Consider the following 17,239-nt stretch of genomic DNA (forward strand, 5'->3'; position numbering starts at 1 on the left):
CATCTGTCGCATTCTTTTTTCAAATTAGTATAATTTTCTGTGTCACCCTGTCAGCAGATCACTCCACAATATCTGCGCTATGAATAGAAATGTAAGGGAAAATAACGACACAGGAACTTGCTGCTATGCGATGTTTGAAAGACTTGTCAAATTCCACCCTTTTTTCGTCACTCTGGATAAGCACCAAGGATTGTTTTCGTAACAAAAATAAAGACATGTGATTTGCATGTATTATTTGTTACATATATAATGAAACAGCTTTATAAGCATCACCACTCCAACTGATTCCTAGAAAAGGTGTTCTATGGTAGTTATCAACGGTGCAACAGGGAACGATTGTTTAAAGGGAACGCAAGACAATGATTTCATTTATGGTAATTTAGGAAACGACGTTTTGATCGGTCTTGCTGGTGACGACTTTTTGGAAGGTAAAGAGGGTAACGACCTACTTATAGGCAATGACGGTAACGATATTCTATATGCTGGACTTAGCAAAGTACCATATGCCCCAGGTTACGGAGGAGACTCAAAGAGCGTAAATTTACTGTATGGGGGTAAAGGCGACGACCAGTTATTTGGCTCACTGGGTAAGGATTTCCTGTTTGGTGGTGATGGCAATGATCGAATTATAGGTTTGTCTGGTGATGACTATTTAGATGGCGGCGACGGTAACGACAGATTAGATGGTGGGTTCGGCAATGATATCCTGATTGGTGGTAATGGAAATGACATCTTATACGATGGAACTTACAAGGATGGCGGTGGCAATGATATCCTTTTAGGTGGTAATGGAAATGATATTCTCAACAGTGGACGCGGCAATGATATTCTTGTCGGTGGAAAAGGGAATGATATTCTCACTGGCGCTGGATACATACCGAGTGGTAGTTCTGGTGGTAGCTATGGAGTAAATGAAATAGATACCCTCATTGGAGGGGAAGGGAGAGATACATTCAACCTTGGAGGGCGGAATGCTGCTGGTACTTTCTCGGTTTACTATGATGACGGTAACAAATTCACCACTGGGGAGAAGGACTACGCTCTGATTGCTGACTTTAACCCAAATGAGGATATAATCCAGCTTGTAGGAACAGCATCTGACTATATCTTGGGATCATCTCCTGCTGGCTTACCAAATGGAATAACTATCAACCTGAAAAAACCTGATAGTCAATTGAATGAACTTATTGCAATTGTACCAGGTGTTTCAGATTTGAGTCTTGACAGTAGCTACTTCAGATTTATCTAACGCTTGTTGTGATTTCGCATAGCCTTATGAATTTTCTTCCATTTTTCTTTTTCAGCTAAGTTGAGTCTTTCATCTTGTTTACGGGCAAGATAGTTGAGTTCCTTTTGCAGCTTTTGGTAGTTTAGAAATCTTTGGTAGTCGAGTCTACCTTCGTCCAACGCCTGCTGTACTGGGCAACCAGGTTCACAGTTGTGCTGGCAATTTCGGAAGTGACACTGCTGTGCTAGTGTTTCAATATCTGCAAATGTTTCCTGTAAACTTTCGTCACCCGCCCAAATTTGGATTTCCCTCATTCCTGGGGTATCCATAATTAAGCCACCCGTTGGCAGTACAATTAACTCTCGATGAGTAGTTGTGTGTTTACCTCGGTCATCACTGTGTCGCACTGATTGAACAGTTTGAACAGCTGTTCCGATGAGTTGATTAGTGATGGTAGATTTGCCAACGCCAGACGATCCTAATAAAGCAACCGTTTGTCCAGGTTGGAGGTGTGGCTTTAAGGCATTGAATCCTTGATGGTTGGTAGCGCTTAAAACTACGATGGGTATGCCGAGGGCAATCGCCTCCACTTGAGTCAAACACCGTTCAACATTCTCACACAAATCTGCCTTATTTAAGACAATCACCGGATTTGCACCGCTATCCCAAGCCAGAATAAGATAGCGCTCAATTCTTCTGGGGTTGAAATCTCCATCTAATCCAGAGACTAACAAAACAGTATCAACGTTAGTTGCAACGATTTGTTCTTCTGTTTTCGCACCTGCTATTTTGCGGGAAAATTTGCTTTTCCTGGGCAAAATCTCGTGGATAGTTGCTTGCTTTTCGGAATCTCTTGCACGGATAACAACCCAATCCCCTACTGCAGGAAAATCTTTGGTTTGGGAAGCCTGATACCGCAGTTTACCTGTCACTTCTGCTGACAGTTCTCCATATTCGCTGTAAAGGATGTATGTCTTTCTATGTTCAATGGCTACCCTACCAACAATAAATCCTTCTTGGCGATAGGGTTCAAAGCTGTTAGCAAAAAAATTGCTCCAGCCCAAAGAATCTAAATTCATTTAAACTTCCTCAATGTGTGCTACTTGTTTTGCACAAGGCGCACAGAGGATTTTTGAGTTTCATTCCTACGATACAAAGGACTGAACGGTAATCTCTGCGCCTTGTGTTCGATGGTTTGGGGTAGTCAAGGTTACCTTGACGGCTAACAATACACTCATCGTTCTTTCTCCTTACGCGCTTGTTAAAGATACTAACACTTGCGCCCTTGCTAATTCCGGATAACTAAGGCAAAACTCGTGAAGAGCCATTTTATCTTTACTGATATCTTGCACCATTACTTTGTAAACCACCAATGCTTACAGTGGTTTTTTGTAAGGTGGGCATTTCTCACTAAGATCTCAAATGTCCATTAGATATCTTTTCTGAGCAATGCCCACCCTACGATTTGTGGTCTATTCATATCAAAGCGCTATATATTAAATAGTGTTTAAATTTACTCAAAAATCATATCTCGTTCCAGTCCATTTTAATGGACTTCGCCTATGAGCCGGGGACTTACAGTCCTAGGCGGACGAGAACGGAATCAAATAATATGTAATAACTGTGACATTTATTTTATCCGGTGCAAAATATAAGTTTAGCGTGTGTGCAATCCATCCATACCTTGTTTAATCCAACTCAAGCAATCGTATTCTGATGAGAATAACTTTGGTGCTGCAATATTATTCAGTGAGTCTGGAGGATAATGATCATAAAAATATCTTCCAGCCTCTTGAAAGACGATAATTAAGTTGTTGCGATAAACGTAGCGAAATTTAAAACTATCGCGATCACTGATAAAATCTGAATATTCGTCAATATGTTCTTTGGCAATATTAATAATATTCTCTATACTACTGCCATAGATTTCGGCTGGATTTTCTGCTTTGTGAAATTGACTTTGATTCGCAACTTCTGATAAGAGTTTATAGGAAGAAATCTCGTGACTATCAATTATACCAAAGACAAACGGAATGATGAGATAACCTTTATATGAAACGGAATTCTCATAAAAAAGACGACTCATATAATACCAATTTTACAAAAGGATATGACAGATATACATTCTCAAACCCATGTTCTGTCTGGGTTTCTTCATTTTGAACTTTGAATTTTGAATTTTGAATTGGTATAACCCTCCTTTGGCTCTTCTACTCAAATTACCACAGTACGTTCACCACAAACTGAGTTGATTCGGGGGATTTTCCAGGATATTCCAAGGAAGAGGAGGAACTGTTGCACCACTGTGTTCCAATAACTTTTGAAAATGACGTGCTGTAGTAGGCGATCGCTCTTCCACAGGACAATGAACAAAAAAATAAATTTGCCTTCCCTGCTGCAACCACTGCTTAATCTGAGTCACCCACTCTTCCATAAAAGGCTGATTCACTGGTAAGTTGGGATGAGAAATAAAGCGAATCAAACTAAAAGGCGCTGTCACGCTAAATTGTACAGGAACTTTGGGTTTACGACGTTCAGATTGTAGTTGTGGATCATCATCTCCAGTGTAGATAGGACGTGAGTCTAGCAGTACCCTACCAACACCAAGCCTTTCTAAAAGTGCTGTCAACTCACTAGTACAGCACGGCGTAAGTTAACCAGGTATTACTGTGGGAGAATGAGTAATTAGATTAAAAGTAGTTTTTGCTGAGAAGCGGAGAATTAGGATGTGGCAGGATTAGCTCCAAAACAATTAAACTTAAGCGATGGCGATCGCTCAGAACTGCAAGAGTTGGTAAACCGACACAATACAGGGCAACAAATAGTACTACGTGCAAAAATAATTCTTCTAGCGTCAGAGGGGAAAAATAATGGCGAAATTGCTCGAACATTAAATATAAGTCTGGATATGGCTCGTTTATGGCGAAACCGATGGTTTAAAACTAGCGATAAAAAGTTGCCTACTTTTGAGAGACTACGAGATTCGGAGCGTATTGGGGCACCAGTAAAATTTAGTATGGAGCAAGTAATCAAACTGTTTGCCCTTGCATGTTCAAAACCCGAAGACTACGGACGACCAATAAGTCATTGGACACCAAGAGAACTAGCAGACGAAATTATAAAGCAAGGGATTATTGAAAGCATATCTGTCCGCCATGTTGGAAGATTACTAGAAGAGGCAGAACTTAAACCCCACCAGAGTAGTTACTGGTTAACCCCCCCCTAAGGACGAAGAATTTGACGTAAAAGTTGAAGATATTACTGGTTTATACATAAGTGCGATTGAACGTTATCAAAACGCAGAGCGTACAATATCAATTGATGAAATGACGGGTATTCAAGCTACAGAGCGTCTAGAAAAAGATTTACCGATGCGACCTGGTAAAGTTGAAAGAAGGGAGTTTGAGTATATTCGTCACGGTACACAGAGTTTAATTGCTAATTTTGATGTCGCTACTGGTAAGATTATCGAGCCTACTTGTGGAGATTCTCGAACAGAAGTTGATTTTGTTCTCAATATTCGTCGAATCATTGAAAGTGAACCCAATGCTAAAAAATGGCATCTAATCATGGATTGTCTGAATACGCATCAGTCTGAATCGCTGGTTCGTTTGGTTGCAGAAAAAGAAGGTTTGAATATCGATCTGGGTATTAAAGGAAAAAGGGGAATACTCAAATCCATGAAATCCCGTGCTGCTTTTTTAAGTGACAAAACACATCGAATTGTTTTCCATTACACCCCTAAACACTCTTCTTGGCTCAACCAGATTGAAATTTGGTTCAGTATTTTGGTTCGTAAGTTACTTCAGCGTGCTAGCTTCAAGAGTCAGGATGACCTAAAAACCCGAATTCTTGAATTTATCGACTACTTTAATAAAACAATGGCTAAACCTTTTCAGTGGACATATAAGGGTAAAGTGTTAGCTGTCTAATACTTGGTTTATTTACGCCGTGCTGTACTAGCTAATGGTTCAGTAAACCAGTCTTGATGCCGAACTTCTAACGCCAAACGTACGCCTGTTTGCTGCAAAGCTTCCAAAAATGCGCCTAGATCATCAATCAGTGTAGGCGCATAACTGGGGGGTAACTGAGCAAAAACAGGTCCAAGACGTTTACCTAAAGGGCGCATCCCTTCCAAAAATTTTAAAGCATCAGGGATATGAGGTTGCAATTGTCCGTTGTGAGTCACATCTCGCGGTAATTTGAGACAAAATTCAAAATTTTCGGGTGTTTGTGTCGCCCAACGAGTGACTGTCTCTTGATTAGGCACAGCGTAGAACGTGGTGTTACCCTCTACAGTCGTGAAGCGTCGGCTGTAGAGTTGCAAAAAATCACTTTGGCGAGTCCCTTGAGGGTAAAGTTCGCCTATCCAACCTTTATATGACCAAACAGCGCAACCAATGAAAAAGTTCACAAATTATTTAAAAAAAGTCGATTGTAGTTATATCCACTATAGTTGTTTGAATACTTAATATCGAGTACTAGTTCTGGGCGATGGCGATACGCGTAGCGTCAAACCTTCGACTGAGCGCTCACGCCGAAGTCCTCCGGCTTATCGCACTTAGTACAGAAAAATCATTTGCATACGATGCTACCAGGCGATCGCCACGAGGAAGTGTTCCTTATTTCAACCGAAACTCATCAAACTTAATAACCTCTGAATCCGGTTTACGTACATCAAAACGATAGCTACTCACTGTAGCCGTACCTGTATCAAAGATACTAAACACTGTGATGTCATTACTTGCAATGTAAGGCATTGGTTTACCATCCTCGCCTAACAACGGGACAATTGTAGGCACCACAGGTTCTAAACCATATGGATCACCAAGTTCAGTGTAATCCTCTTTATAACCAACAGGCACTTCTCGCTTGTTGTCACCCCAAGCAGCACCATAAGAGTTACCAACATTAGAAGTTTCTAAAAAGTGCATTCCCGACTGACTACAAAAGCGGTTCCACAAATGAGAATGCCCATAAAATACTAACTGCACACCCGCTGCTTCAAGTAAAGGCACAACATCACTGATCAGGTAATCTGCATCTTTGGGGTACTCGTAACGGATTGCCTTGATGTCGCCATCAACATCGCATTCGATAATTTGTACAGGATTTGTATATGCTGGGACTATGTTACCACCCAATGTATGGGGCGGATGATGTAACATGACCACTTTATACTTTGCTTGCTGAAACTCAGGACTGTTGAGTTCTTGCACTAGCCAATTATACTGCGTACTGCCTTTGGCAATTGGTTCATAAATATGTTGCCCGTGACCCCAATTCTCTGGGGTATTGAAATCTTTTTCCCGTTCTCGATATCTACCTCTAGCCTCTGCATCCAAGTTAGGAGTCCGCCACATATTTGTCGCATACAGTACGACCAAACGTACATCACCAAAGCTGACTGCGTAGTAAGTTTTTCCACCTTCCTGACTTTGTGGTAAAGTGAAAATCTCTTCATAAGTATCAGTATTAAAAGAATTATCTTTTAAGGATTCTTGTCCATACAACTTAAGAGCAACTGTACGAGGAATCGTAGCATCAAATTCATCATCTAGACTTCCATGATCACGACGTCCCATAATCTCATGGTTACCAATGCAAGTAAACATCGGCGCATATTGAATGATTTCACCGCCTGTATAGATTGTCTTGACTCCGTTGCTGTTCATTTCATAGTTAGCACGACCTTGCAAACAAGGAAAGAAAGCACCGCCACGATGATCATCAAACCATTCTGAGGCGCGATCAGGAGTATTGACCAAATCACCAGCGAACCAAACCGCATCGACTCGTCCAACTGTCTCCACCACCTTTTGCAAATTGGCTGCAACCATTGGCTTGATTTGATGGTCAGAAGTTAGCAGAATTTTCAGTGATTTACCAGGACTAGGTTTGGATGCAAGGGTAAACATATTGCTACTAACGCTTTCGCCATCTTCCCGCACACTCGTGACACGGTAAGAAACTCGCGTGTCACGAGTCAAATTAGTAATCTCAGCCTCGTGTCGCCAAATATCACGCTGGACAGGATGTTGATAAACCTGTCCGTCTTGAGTTTGGTTTTCTAAGCGTGAATTTTGGTCTTCGCGTGTGCGCCTGAGTTGGGTAGTTGTGGCAATAGCAGTTTGTGCTAAATTCTCACCGTAGGTAACTATGTGTCCATAACCAGCAAACTCGGTAAACCACACGACTCGCACTGAAGTTGCTGTAGGTAGTTGCACAAACGGATCGGTCAGTAACTGTGGTGGTGATGTCATATGTTTGCTCAGATAAACACACGTTTATCAGGTTAAGCGATCTAAGTGAAAGTTAGGTTAAGCATTGAGTTTACAATCAACCTGTTATCAGTTATCAGTTATCTGGTAGGAAACGGACTCGTCCACCCCTTGTTTACTGTTCACTGTTCACTGTTTTAATATACGTCTGTGGTCTGATGCTATTCGGCAGATCATAAATTTATAAATGAGGTGGTTGAGAAAAAGCCGTATCATTACAAGCGTCATCTAGTTAGTGAGTAAATTATCTGCGTGCAACATGAGAAAAGTAGCACACTCCAAAAACTGGCTTCAGCAAAGCCGTTATAGTAATCGCGGAAGTGCTTACTTGTTTGCACCGATGGTTAATTTTAACGTCATGGCAGAAGTTGGAGACACTCCACCTTAATATTTATTAGTTGCACTTGAATAAAAATACCAAGAGAAATTCAACAACAATTGTATTTTTACGTAGGTAAGTGGAAAATCAATTTATCCTACAGGTGGGAAATAGCAGGAAAAAGTTGTGTTGAAGAAACAGTTGATTTAACTGTAGTTCTTAGGTAAAAATTACCAGTTATCAGCAGGAACTAACCTCAAAGAAAATAATTCTATGGGGAATGATGTAAAAATCCTTATTTTTACATTCTCTGAGAAAGAAAACATTAGCCTATTTAGACGGTTTGATGGTTTATACTTCCACAAAGTTAATGTAAGGCTTTTGAACTAACTCAGAGAAAATACTACTTGTTTATCTACCTAATATAAAACTATTACAAGTTGGTCTTGTAAATCTACACAACATAAATTGTGTAGCGCCAAAAAAGTATATATGGTGCATCTAACTTGAGTATTTTACAGTACCTGTACTCAAGAGTTTCCACATAACTCAAATTCAAATATGAAGCAAGTATGAGGAGTTTTTCATGTACCTCTCAATTTGCTCAATGCAATGATAAATTATCACTAAGAGTGGAAACGCAAAGTCAGGAAATACGGTTTTCAATCACACCATGCCAACTCAATACTTGTCAATAAACTTTACACAAGGATAATGTATTTATTATGAAGATAGAGCAATTATTCTCAAAATCACAGCGCTTTCAAGAACTTTTATTTCTTAGTTTAGTAGGCGCTCTACCCACAATTCTTTTAGGTCCAAAATTGCGTAATATACTCTACCGAAGTCTTTTTGCCCGTATGGGTAAAACAGTTTTTATTCAAGAGGGTGTTGAATTTATAAAAGCTTCTTGTATTGAAGTAGGTGATGGAGTGTTTCTTTTTAAAGGTGCTCGTATAGATGCACGAGGACACGAAAACAATAGAATATATTTAAACGATAAAGTAGCCATTGAGCGTAATGTTAGTATTGGGTGTTTGGAGGATTCATATATAGAGATTGATCAAGAGACCTTCATTGGTCCTGGCGTTTGTATCGCTGGACCTGGAGACATTAAAATAGGTAAACGGTGTCTGATCGCAGCAAATGCTGGAATATATGCAAATAATCATAATTTTGTAGACCCCATTGAGCCAATTAAATATCAAGGTATTACCTGCAAAGGAATTGTGATAGAGGATGACTGCTGGCTAGGACATGGTGTCGTAGTCTTAGACGGAGTCACTATCGGTGAGGGTAGTGTTATTGGTGCAGGAGCAGTTGTAACCAAAGATATTCCTCCGTTCTCAGTTGCTGTGGGAGTCCCGGCGAAAGTGATTAAAAGCCGCACCCGCAAACAATTGCTCAATATCACAGAGTAAAAAATAGGAGCGACTATCAGGCTTTTTGTTAATTGCAAAACTTGATAGTCAAGTATTCATTGTCTAAAATGAAGTGGCATTGTTATCAATTGATGACAAAATAGTTAATTTTTGAAAAAAAATATGTGATTTTTTTAACAAAATTCTATATATTTTAATATAAACATTATAACTCCCATCGCCGAAAGCTCAAAATATAGGATTTTAGCCTAAAGTAAGCTGTTTTCTAAAGAATTCCTTTCTTCAGGGTTTACCCATTTACAAGGGTTCCACCTGAAAACCCCAGAGATGTACAGATACAAAAATATGGTATAACCTGTAGAATTTCTAACGTTACAATTTGAAAAAAATCATTACGTTAAATTCCATGAACTCTTCCACAAACCAGGTTTATCCCGTTATTTGGCATAACAACTCGGTCTCACTGATTGACCAAACCCGTTTACCTAACGAGTATGCTTTTGTAGAAATCCATCGCTGCTCAGATATGGCGCAGGCAATTAAAACTATGATTGTACGAGGTGCACCTGCAATTGGCGTGGCTGCAGCATATGGAATGTATCTTGGGGCACGGGAAATTGAAACTAGCGATCGCAATCAATTTTTGAACCAATTGGACAAAGTAGCCCAACTGCTACGTACCACTCGTCCGACAGCAGTCAATTTATTTTGGGCAATTTCACGAATGCTGAAAACCGCCTACGAAACTTTTGGAACAGTAGAAGACATTAAACAAACCCTACTGAATACAGCCCGATCTATCAACGCGGAAGATTTGCAAACCTGCTATGCGATTGGCGACAATGGCTTGAAAGTCTTACCTCAAACTCCAGAAAAACTCACAATTCTAACCCATTGTAACGCTGGAGCATTAGCAACCGCAGGTTACGGAACTGCTTTGGGTGTCGTGCGTTCTGTTTTTCGAGAAGGGCGTTTAGCGCGGGTGTTCGCGGACGAAACTCGTCCTCGCTTGCAAGGTGCAAAACTGACGGCATGGGAATGTGTCCAAGAAGGCATCCCTGTTACGCTCATTACTGACAGTATGGCAGCTCACTGCATGAAGGAGGGTTTGATTGATATCGTTGTTGTTGGTGCTGATAGAATTGCTGCTAACGGAGACACCGCAAACAAAATTGGTACGTATAGTTTAGCACTCGTTGCTAAAGCACATAACATTCCTTTCTATGTTGCTGCACCCCTTTCCACCGTTGATTTTTCTTTATCCCACGGTAATGAAATTCCAATTGAGGAGCGTAATCCAGAGGAAATCTACCAAATTGGCGACACTATTATTACACCAACTGGGGCAGAATTTTATAACCCAGCTTTTGATGTCACACCAGCCCAGTTGATTACAGGAATCATCACAGAAAATGGGGTGTTTGCTCCAGGGGAATTAACAAAATCCCGAATCAAGCAATTTGCTTAAGTGCAATTGCCCTTAAGGAGAACTCAAAACCAGAACTCAGAATAACTATAACAAAGCTCAAACTGTGTGTCCTTGTAGATGTAATCATTCTGAGTTCTGTATTCTGCATTCTGACTCCTTTGACTTTTTTGTCCCTTGTAACTAATAAATAAGGACTAATGACTAATTCCAAGCAGGGTGAGATAGTAAAGAAGCAATCACTCGCACTCCACGTAGTTGGTTGGATAAAGGTAGATGACCTCTCGGAGCGCTTAAATCCCAAGTGAACTCGTTAGGGTAACGCGTCCAGTTATTGCCTTTTTTCCAACCAATTTTTTCCCAAAGATTCTCCCAGTTTTTACCCAGACTCAACCAAATTTCTCGCTGTACGGTAAAGCCAAACTTTCCTTCCGAGTGGACTAACCACAGACTGTTGATGGTCTTTAAGTCAGTGGCTGGGAAATTTCCTACTTCAGTAAAATATAACCATTTTCTTTGCACCGCTGCGCCTCCTGTAAGTTCACACATTTTTTGTAGAGTCATGCGATCGGCTGCTTGAAAGTCAGAAGCTGCAAGTAATTGTTGTACAGAACTGTAATCAATGCCACATTCTGATGTCAGAGGTACGATCCCATTCGGGAAATAAGCTTGCAAAAAATCTTTTGCCTTGGATGAATCAGAGTTATAAAGAACCTGGTATACTTTCCCATCCACCCAAGTTGCAGGATTTTCTTTACGTCCAAATAAAAATTCCATCAGGACATCTAAGCCTGTATCTCCCAGGTTAGCTAATTGTGGGATCACCTGCTGTTGGGTGTTAGTAGACCCAGAGACCAACGGTTGGCGGAGGGAGTCGATGTTACTATGAGTGCCTGATACAATCAATGGGTCTGTCATGCTATTACTCGCGGAATGCAGTTGGTGAACAAGCTACTGGCTATCAGGTCTTGTGGACGGGCGTTGCACTGATAGCGAAGAGTAGTTTACAGGAAATCGCAAAGAATGCCCACTCATTACTTTACTTTGGTTATCCGTGACTACGAAATAAGGACGCTTTTAACGAATAAATTCACAATTGATTTGGGTTTGCTATATATTCAAAGAGTATACTAATAAAGCGTCTAGGCTTAAAGAATAGCGACGGTTTGAAGAAATCCCACGCAAGAGTGCCCACGATGCAAACAGGGGAAAGAAAACTCTGCGCCTCATAAACTTCACACATCTATCAAAACAAGACACAGCAAAATCTACTAGCCTTCCAGACATGAGTTTTTCTCCTTTGAGTTCATCCCCCAAAGGGTACTATGTTGCAGCGTAGCCATCAGGAGTGTTTGATGTACGACAAAATTACCCCGCCCACAACCGGAGCAAAAATTACCTTCAAGAATGGAGAGCCAATTGTTCCGGACAACCCAATTATCCCTTTTATTCGAGGTGACGGCACGGGGATTGATATTTGGCCCGCTACCGAGAAAGTCCTTGATGCTGCAGTGGAAACGGCATACAAGGGTAAGCGGAAGATAAGTTGGTTTAAGATTTATGCCGGAGATGAGGCTTGTGAATTATACGGTACATATCAATATTTACCCCAAGATACTCAAACGGCAATTAAAGAGTATGGTGTTGCTATAAAAGGACCTTTGACAACTCCTGTCGGGGGTGGTATCCGGTCTCTCAATGTAGCTCTGCGGCAAATTTTTGACCTCTATGCCTGCGTACGTCCTTGCCGCTATTATGCAGGTACGCCCTCACCTCATAAAAATCCAGAAAAACTTGATGTCATTGTCTACCGGGAAAATACGGAAGATATTTATTTGGGGATTGAGTGGCGACAAGGTGATGAAATTGGCGCTCGCCTGATTTCTATGCTCAACAACGAGCTTATTCCCGCAACACCAGAACACGGTAAAAAGAGAATTCCTTTAGACTCAGGCATTGGCATCAAACCCATCAGCAAAAAGGGTTCTCAGCGCTTGGTACGACGTGCCATCAAACACGCCTTGCAACTCCCTAAAAATAAGCAACAGGTGACTTTGGTGCACAAAGGCAACATCATGAAGTACACTGAAGGCGCTTTCCGCGATTGGGGTTACGAGTTGGCAACGACCGAGTTTCGCAATGAGACCATTACCGAAAGAGAATCTTGGATTTTGAGTAACAAGGAGAAGAACGCCAATATCTCCTTAGAAGAAAACGCCCAAATGATAGATCCTGGATTTAACGCCCTGACCAAAGAAAAGCAAGCTCAAATTGTCAAGGAAGTTGAAACAGTTCTTAACTCAATTTGGGAAACTCACGGTAATGGCAAGTGGAAAGATAAAATAATGGTCAATGACCGCATTGCCGATAGTATTTTCCAACAAATTCAAACTCGCCCCGATGAGTATTCCATTCTGGCAACAATGAACTTGAATGGCGATTACTTGTCTGATGCAGCAGCTGCTATTGTTGGCGGACTGGGAATGGGACCAGGGGCAAATATCGGCGATGCATGTGCCATTTTTGAAGCCACCCACGGTACAGCACCCAAACACGCAGGGTTAGACAAAATAAACCCCGGTTCAGTGATTTTATCTGGTGTGATGATGCTGGAGTTTATGGGTTGGCAAGAAGCGGCTGATTTGATTAAGAAAGGCTTAGGCGATGCGATCGCTAACAGTCAAGTTACCTACGACTTAGCAAGGTTGCTAGAACCCCCAGTCGAACCCTTAAAGTGTTCTGAATTCGCGGACGCAATCATTAAACATTTTAGTTAGGGGATAGTTAGTAAAATTTTGCTTTTTAGCCCCTTCTCCGTTCATGGAGAGGGGGTTTAAGTTTTTCATAGGTACTTAATATGGCTATAAGCTGCCACAAGCCTCCTCTTATAAGCTACTCTTTTCCTAACCGCATATTAGCTAAAAATTGACCTCAGAGGACGCAGAGAAAATAACGCTAGTGATCATAGCTTTCGAGATTTTGAAAATCGGCAATTAGATCTGTCACCCAAGACATTTTTCGTGCGTTACGCTAACCTGCAAGCTAAGGCTCACTGGCAACTCACACAAAAAAGTTATTTATGACCTTTGAGAGCCTTTCTAAAGTTTTGACGATAAGATTTGCTTGTGGCAAACAAAGCTGGCCATAATAAAGCTAATTTTAGGCGATTGGGCACATTTCGCTGGAAGTTAGTCCGGTTAAATCCATTAAAGAACTTCCAAGCACCACCTGTATAAACCACCACTAATCCAAAGACGAGTAATTCCATTGCGCACAACTCCACAACCAATTGGTCAGAATTTGAGTTAAGTTTTATCTACACTATATTGGCACTTTAATAATAACGAGATCTAAAACCAATTGAGTCAGGCACAAGTCACAAGAAGCACCAAACTGCTTGTGAATACTTTGACTGTCGCTTTTGGCGGCATCATAGGTTCATTAATACATTTATATATCAAGTTTAGAGTAGCTTCGTGTATTCTTGCGATCACGGATTTTCTGTCTTAAAGATTCTAGTTCATCTGGAGTTGGTTTCACCAATCTGGGGATAGGGAATAGCAGGGTTTTCATTTGGGATACGCCCAGGCGCTTCTCTTGCTCCCTTGCGATCGCCTGTGGCTTTCAAAAATATTCTTAGCGCGGTTGCAACATAACCCAATCAACTACATCGCCACATCCCTAACTAAAAAATCCAATTCGCGTTGCATTTGCATGTAAACTAAATCATAACAAGCATCCACATATTCACGGTCATGAGCCGCTTGTGTGCCATAACGTTCAAAAACAATCGGAGCACAGACACGGGTGTGAATTTGGACGGGTAAGGGAAAATTGGGTAGCGGACCAATACCCAAACCCCAAGGCAAACCTAGATATATGGGAAATACTCCTGGGTCTATCTGGTATAACCAAGGGACACCCCACTCATTTAACTGTTTTGCCTGTTCGTAGCAATCACCCAAAACAATTAAGGTATCATGTGCTCCTACAGAGATAACCGGAATGATTGGTACTGACTTTTTTAATGCCAGTTTGATAAATCCTTTATGACCTGCAAACTGAATCTTGTAACGCTGGTTATGAGGACGAAACATATCGTATTGTCCTCCCGGATAAACAAGGACACTTGCACCGATGTCAAAGGCGGCACTTGCCATTTTTGGATGTGCGGGGATGGCTCCCACTTTTTGTGCGAGGCTGGCGATGGAAGGACTGACTTTCCACGCAGAAGGGTGCATTAAACCATACACTAAGCGTTGCGTGCCAAAGCGACGGAACCAATCGTACACCATCATGTGTAAGTCGGGAGACGCCATCCCACCATTGTGTGAACCAACCAGCAAAACCTTTCCATCCTTTGGAATGTGATGCCAACCTGAAGTTTGAACTCGAAAGTAGTGGCGGTAAAACCATTCCCATATTGGCATTAACGATTCAATAAATTCGGGTTCTCGCGTCGTAATGGTCCAACCTGGTAATGATGTAGTTGAATTTTGATTACTCATAAATTGTTTTTTACTAACACATATTATCGCTGGACAAGATGTGGTTCAGCAGTTTATCGTCAGGCAAATAGACTTCTCCGAAAAATCATTAAATTATCGAATATCCTCTAAACAAAATTTAGGTAGTGACGCGATAGCTTCTCTACGAGACGCTGCTTTGTAAGTCCCAAAGGGACACGCTTACGCGTTCGCGTTCGCGCAGCGTGTCGCTTTGCGACTCAGCGTCTCTGAAAGAGATACGCCCTCTGGGCGTGCGCTTGCGCTTACGCTGCTGCGCGGAACGCAGATCGCCAACAGTTAAAGACTCTCAGTGTCCAACACCATCGGCAGCTTTGAGCAAGGTGAGACAACGCTCCCTTGTCTACGCAGTTTTTAAAGACACTTGCTTTAAAAAACGACCTCCGGCTTTAATCAAATCTGCTGCCTTTTCACCAATCATAATTGTAGGTGCATTCGTATTTCCCGTAATGAGGCTTGGCATAATTGATGCATCCACAACTCGCAACCCCTCAACACCATGTACCCGTAGTTCGGGATCTACAACTGAATCGGCGTCAGTTCCCATTTTGCAAGTGCCGACAGGGTGGTATACACTGTCGCAGGTTTCTCTGATATAAGCTCGCAGTGCTTCATCGCTAGTTACATTGGCACCAGGAGCAACTTCCTCGCCTCGGAACTCATCAAATATAGTTGAGTCAAACAACTGGCGGATAATTTTAATTCCTGCAACTAGCTTTTGCACATCGGATTCACTCTGGAGATAGTTCATTCGGATTATCGGTGAATCATTGGGGGAAGCAGAACGCAGACTGACACTGCCGCGACTTTGGGGATTAGTCAGACACACTGAAGCAGCGAATCCTGGACCAGAGCGGGCATAAGCAGGATGTGTCCACAATACAGGAGCAGAGTAAAGCTGTAAATCTGGCGCAGCATCTAAACGACCTTCAGTATGCAGAAACAATCCAGCTTCCGCGATATTGCTGGTTGAGGCAGGTTGCAGATCCTGGGTGGCTTGATGTGCCACGGCGACGTGAAGGTGATCTTGGAGATTCTGACCGACACCGGGTAAATTAACGACTACGGGAATGTCGAGCGATCGCAGGTGTTCTGCATTCCCAATTCCAGAAAGCATCAACAGTTTGGGCGAATCGATCGCCCCAGCCGAGAGAATGACTTCCTGTTGGACAAAGGATTGGTGTATTGTTCCCTGGTGTATGTATTCCACCCCAACTGTGCGCGTTCCCTCAAATAATAACCGAGTCACCAACGCACCAGTAGTAACTGTTAAGTTAGGGCGATTCAAAATAGGTACTAAAAACGCTGCCGCCGTACTGTGTCGCTTACCATCTTTGATAGTCAACTGATAAAGTCCCGCACCTTCTTGTTGCTCTGCGTTGAAGTCGAGATTGCGTTCGTAGCCAAGTGCAACGGCTGCTTCTACAAATCTTTGTGATGTCACCGCCGGGGCAATTGGATCAGTAACGCTCAACTCCCCATCGACTCCGTGAAATTTGGATGCTCCCTGTTGCTGGTTTTCAGATTTCTTGAAGTAAGGTAACACATCAAGGTACGACCAACCGGGATTACCTAACTCTTGCCAGCGATCGTAATCATGACGATTGCCTCGGATGTAGATCATGGCGTTGATCGAACTGGAACCACCCAGGACTTTACCACGCGGACAATAGATTTTGCGCCCATTAAGGTGTGGTTCTTCTTCTGTAAAATATGCCCAGTCCACCTCAGTACCCCACAGTTTGACCCAACCTAGAGGAACTTCGTGTTCTGGTAAGTGAGGCGGATTGCCTGCTTCCAGCAACAATACACTTGTTTTACCGTCTTGTGTCAAACGATTGGCGACAACACAGCCCGCCGAACCTCCACCAATGACAACATAATCGTATTGATTCATAACATCCTCACTTGTGTTTTGGTATCAGCTATTTTTGCACTTTAAATAAAGTCAGTTTGTTAGTTTTTTTGTATAAAAGTTCATGTTTTTGGGCTTTTCTCTGTCTTCTTAACTTTCAATCGTACAAGCTAGCAACATGAGCATTGGGGCGCTCACACTTTATAAGGTAGAGATGGTAAG

Annotated in this window: 14 protein-coding genes and 2 pseudogenes; 7 read left to right on the forward strand and 9 right to left on the reverse strand. The window is 41.9% G+C overall.

The window, feature by feature from the left end; genetic code table 11:
• Positions 1–304 precede the first annotated feature (304 nt).
• Entirely contained in the window at positions 305–1,249 is a 945-nt protein-coding gene (locus DP114_RS09230; RefSeq protein ID WP_171975952.1) for a calcium-binding protein, read from the forward strand.
• Here DP114_RS09230 and rsgA read toward each other — a convergent pair.
• The 3 genes and pseudogenes from rsgA to DP114_RS09245 all read right to left on the reverse strand — a co-directional run.
• Positions 1,246–2,307 carry a ribosome small subunit-dependent GTPase A gene (gene rsgA, locus DP114_RS09235; protein WP_171975953.1) on the reverse strand — a complete coding sequence of 354 codons (1,062 nt, stop codon included), beginning with the start codon at positions 2,305–2,307 and terminating at the stop codon, positions 1,246–1,248. The genes DP114_RS09230 and rsgA overlap by 4 nt on opposite strands.
• 578 nt (positions 2,308–2,885) lie before the next feature.
• A complete protein-coding gene (locus DP114_RS09240; protein ID WP_169267040.1) occupies positions 2,886–3,314 on the reverse strand; it encodes a hypothetical protein in 429 nt (142 codons plus the stop codon).
• A gap of 147 nt (positions 3,315–3,461) precedes the next feature.
• A pseudogene (locus tag DP114_RS09245) lies at positions 3,462–3,863 on the reverse strand (DUF72 domain-containing protein); the annotation flags it as partial.
• A 93-nt stretch (positions 3,864–3,956) separates the two neighbouring features.
• Here DP114_RS09245 and DP114_RS09250 point away from each other — a divergent pair.
• A complete protein-coding gene (locus DP114_RS09250) occupies positions 3,957–4,454 on the forward strand; it encodes a helix-turn-helix domain-containing protein (protein WP_169263472.1) in 498 nt (165 codons plus the stop codon).
• Between the two features lie 85 nt (positions 4,455–4,539).
• Positions 4,540–5,160, forward strand: coding sequence for a transposase (locus DP114_RS09255; RefSeq protein ID WP_256379390.1), 621 nt, complete (start codon positions 4,540–4,542; stop codon positions 5,158–5,160).
• Between the two features lie 26 nt (positions 5,161–5,186).
• On the opposite strand, the pseudogene DP114_RS09260 reads toward DP114_RS09255, so the two are convergent.
• Both DP114_RS09260 and DP114_RS09265 read right to left on the reverse strand, forming a co-directional pair.
• Positions 5,187–5,642 (reverse strand): annotated as a pseudogene (locus DP114_RS09260) (DUF72 domain-containing protein); the annotation flags it as partial.
• A 208-nt stretch (positions 5,643–5,850) separates the two neighbouring features.
• On the reverse strand, positions 5,851–7,491 hold the full coding sequence (locus DP114_RS09265) for a purple acid phosphatase family protein (protein ID WP_171975954.1): 1,641 nt from the start codon (positions 7,489–7,491) through the stop codon (positions 5,851–5,853).
• Between the two features lie 277 nt (positions 7,492–7,768).
• Between DP114_RS09265 and DP114_RS35725 the strand changes: the two genes are divergently transcribed.
• The 3 genes from DP114_RS35725 to mtnA all read left to right on the forward strand — a co-directional run bounded on the left by DP114_RS35725 (position 7,769) and on the right by mtnA (position 10,678).
• Positions 7,769–7,897 (forward strand): hypothetical protein, encoded by a 129-nt coding sequence (locus DP114_RS35725; protein WP_256379355.1) that lies wholly within the window; start codon positions 7,769–7,771, stop codon positions 7,895–7,897.
• Positions 7,898–8,553: 656 nt separating this feature from the next.
• Entirely contained in the window at positions 8,554–9,249 is a 696-nt protein-coding gene (locus DP114_RS09270) for an acyltransferase (protein WP_169267037.1), read from the forward strand.
• 367 nt (positions 9,250–9,616) lie between these two features.
• Positions 9,617–10,678, forward strand: a complete 1,062-nt coding sequence (gene mtnA, locus DP114_RS09275) for an S-methyl-5-thioribose-1-phosphate isomerase (protein WP_171975955.1) — start codon at positions 9,617–9,619, stop codon at positions 10,676–10,678.
• A 162-nt stretch (positions 10,679–10,840) separates the two neighbouring features.
• Here mtnA and DP114_RS09280 read toward each other — a convergent pair whose 3' ends face one another.
• On the reverse strand, positions 10,841–11,554 hold the full coding sequence (locus tag DP114_RS09280) for a GUN4 domain-containing protein (protein WP_171975956.1): 714 nt from the start codon (positions 11,552–11,554) through the stop codon (positions 10,841–10,843).
• A 437-nt stretch (positions 11,555–11,991) separates the two neighbouring features.
• On the opposite strand from DP114_RS09280, the gene DP114_RS09285 reads away from it, so the two are divergent.
• A complete protein-coding gene (locus DP114_RS09285; RefSeq protein WP_171975957.1) occupies positions 11,992–13,413 on the forward strand; it encodes an NADP-dependent isocitrate dehydrogenase in 1,422 nt (473 codons plus the stop codon).
• Between the two features lie 296 nt (positions 13,414–13,709).
• Here DP114_RS09285 and DP114_RS09290 read toward each other — a convergent pair whose 3' ends face one another.
• The 3 genes from DP114_RS09290 to DP114_RS09300 all read right to left on the reverse strand — a co-directional run bounded on the left by DP114_RS09290 (position 13,710) and on the right by DP114_RS09300 (position 17,059).
• Positions 13,710–13,904, reverse strand: coding sequence for a hypothetical protein (locus DP114_RS09290; RefSeq protein ID WP_169267033.1), 195 nt, complete (start codon positions 13,902–13,904; stop codon positions 13,710–13,712).
• Between the two features lie 397 nt (positions 13,905–14,301).
• The gene (locus tag DP114_RS09295) at positions 14,302–15,144 is read right to left on the reverse strand and encodes a lysophospholipid acyltransferase family protein (protein ID WP_169267032.1); all 843 of its coding nucleotides are present in this window, start codon (positions 15,142–15,144) and stop codon (positions 14,302–14,304) included.
• A 361-nt stretch (positions 15,145–15,505) separates the two neighbouring features.
• A complete protein-coding gene (locus DP114_RS09300; protein ID WP_171975958.1) occupies positions 15,506–17,059 on the reverse strand; it encodes a GMC family oxidoreductase in 1,554 nt (517 codons plus the stop codon).
• Positions 17,060–17,239: the final 180 nt, after the last annotated feature.

The organism is Brasilonema sennae CENA114 (assembly GCF_006968745.1).
In the GTDB taxonomy this organism is placed as follows: Bacteria; Cyanobacteriota; Cyanobacteriia; order Cyanobacteriales; family Nostocaceae; genus Brasilonema; species Brasilonema sennae.

Bases quoted from the DNA above. Each gene is read 5' to 3' on its own strand.
- mtnA (WP_171975955.1), top strand. From the start codon at position 9,617: ATGAACTCTTCCACAAACCAGGTTTATCCCGTTATTTGGCATAACAAC.
- rsgA (WP_171975953.1), bottom strand. From the start codon at position 2,307: ATGAATTTAGATTCTTTGGGCTGGAGCAATTTTTTTGCTAACAGCTTT.
- DP114_RS35725 (WP_256379355.1), top strand. From the start codon at position 7,769: ATGAGAAAAGTAGCACACTCCAAAAACTGGCTTCAGCAAAGCCGTTAT.
- DP114_RS09290 (WP_169267033.1), bottom strand. From the start codon at position 13,904: ATGGAATTACTCGTCTTTGGATTAGTGGTGGTTTATACAGGTGGTGCT.
- DP114_RS09270 (WP_169267037.1), top strand. From the start codon at position 8,554: ATGAAGATAGAGCAATTATTCTCAAAATCACAGCGCTTTCAAGAACTT.
- DP114_RS09265 (WP_171975954.1), bottom strand. From the start codon at position 7,491: ATGACATCACCACCACAGTTACTGACCGATCCGTTTGTGCAACTACCT.
- DP114_RS09285 (WP_171975957.1), top strand. From the start codon at position 11,992: ATGTACGACAAAATTACCCCGCCCACAACCGGAGCAAAAATTACCTTC.
- DP114_RS09295 (WP_169267032.1), bottom strand. From the start codon at position 15,144: ATGAGTAATCAAAATTCAACTACATCATTACCAGGTTGGACCATTACG.
- DP114_RS09300 (WP_171975958.1), bottom strand. From the start codon at position 17,059: ATGAATCAATACGATTATGTTGTCATTGGTGGAGGTTCGGCGGGCTGT.
- DP114_RS09280 (WP_171975956.1), bottom strand. From the start codon at position 11,554: ATGACAGACCCATTGATTGTATCAGGCACTCATAGTAACATCGACTCC.
- DP114_RS09240 (WP_169267040.1), bottom strand. From the start codon at position 3,314: ATGAGTCGTCTTTTTTATGAGAATTCCGTTTCATATAAAGGTTATCTC.
- DP114_RS09230 (WP_171975952.1), top strand. From the start codon at position 305: ATGGTAGTTATCAACGGTGCAACAGGGAACGATTGTTTAAAGGGAACG.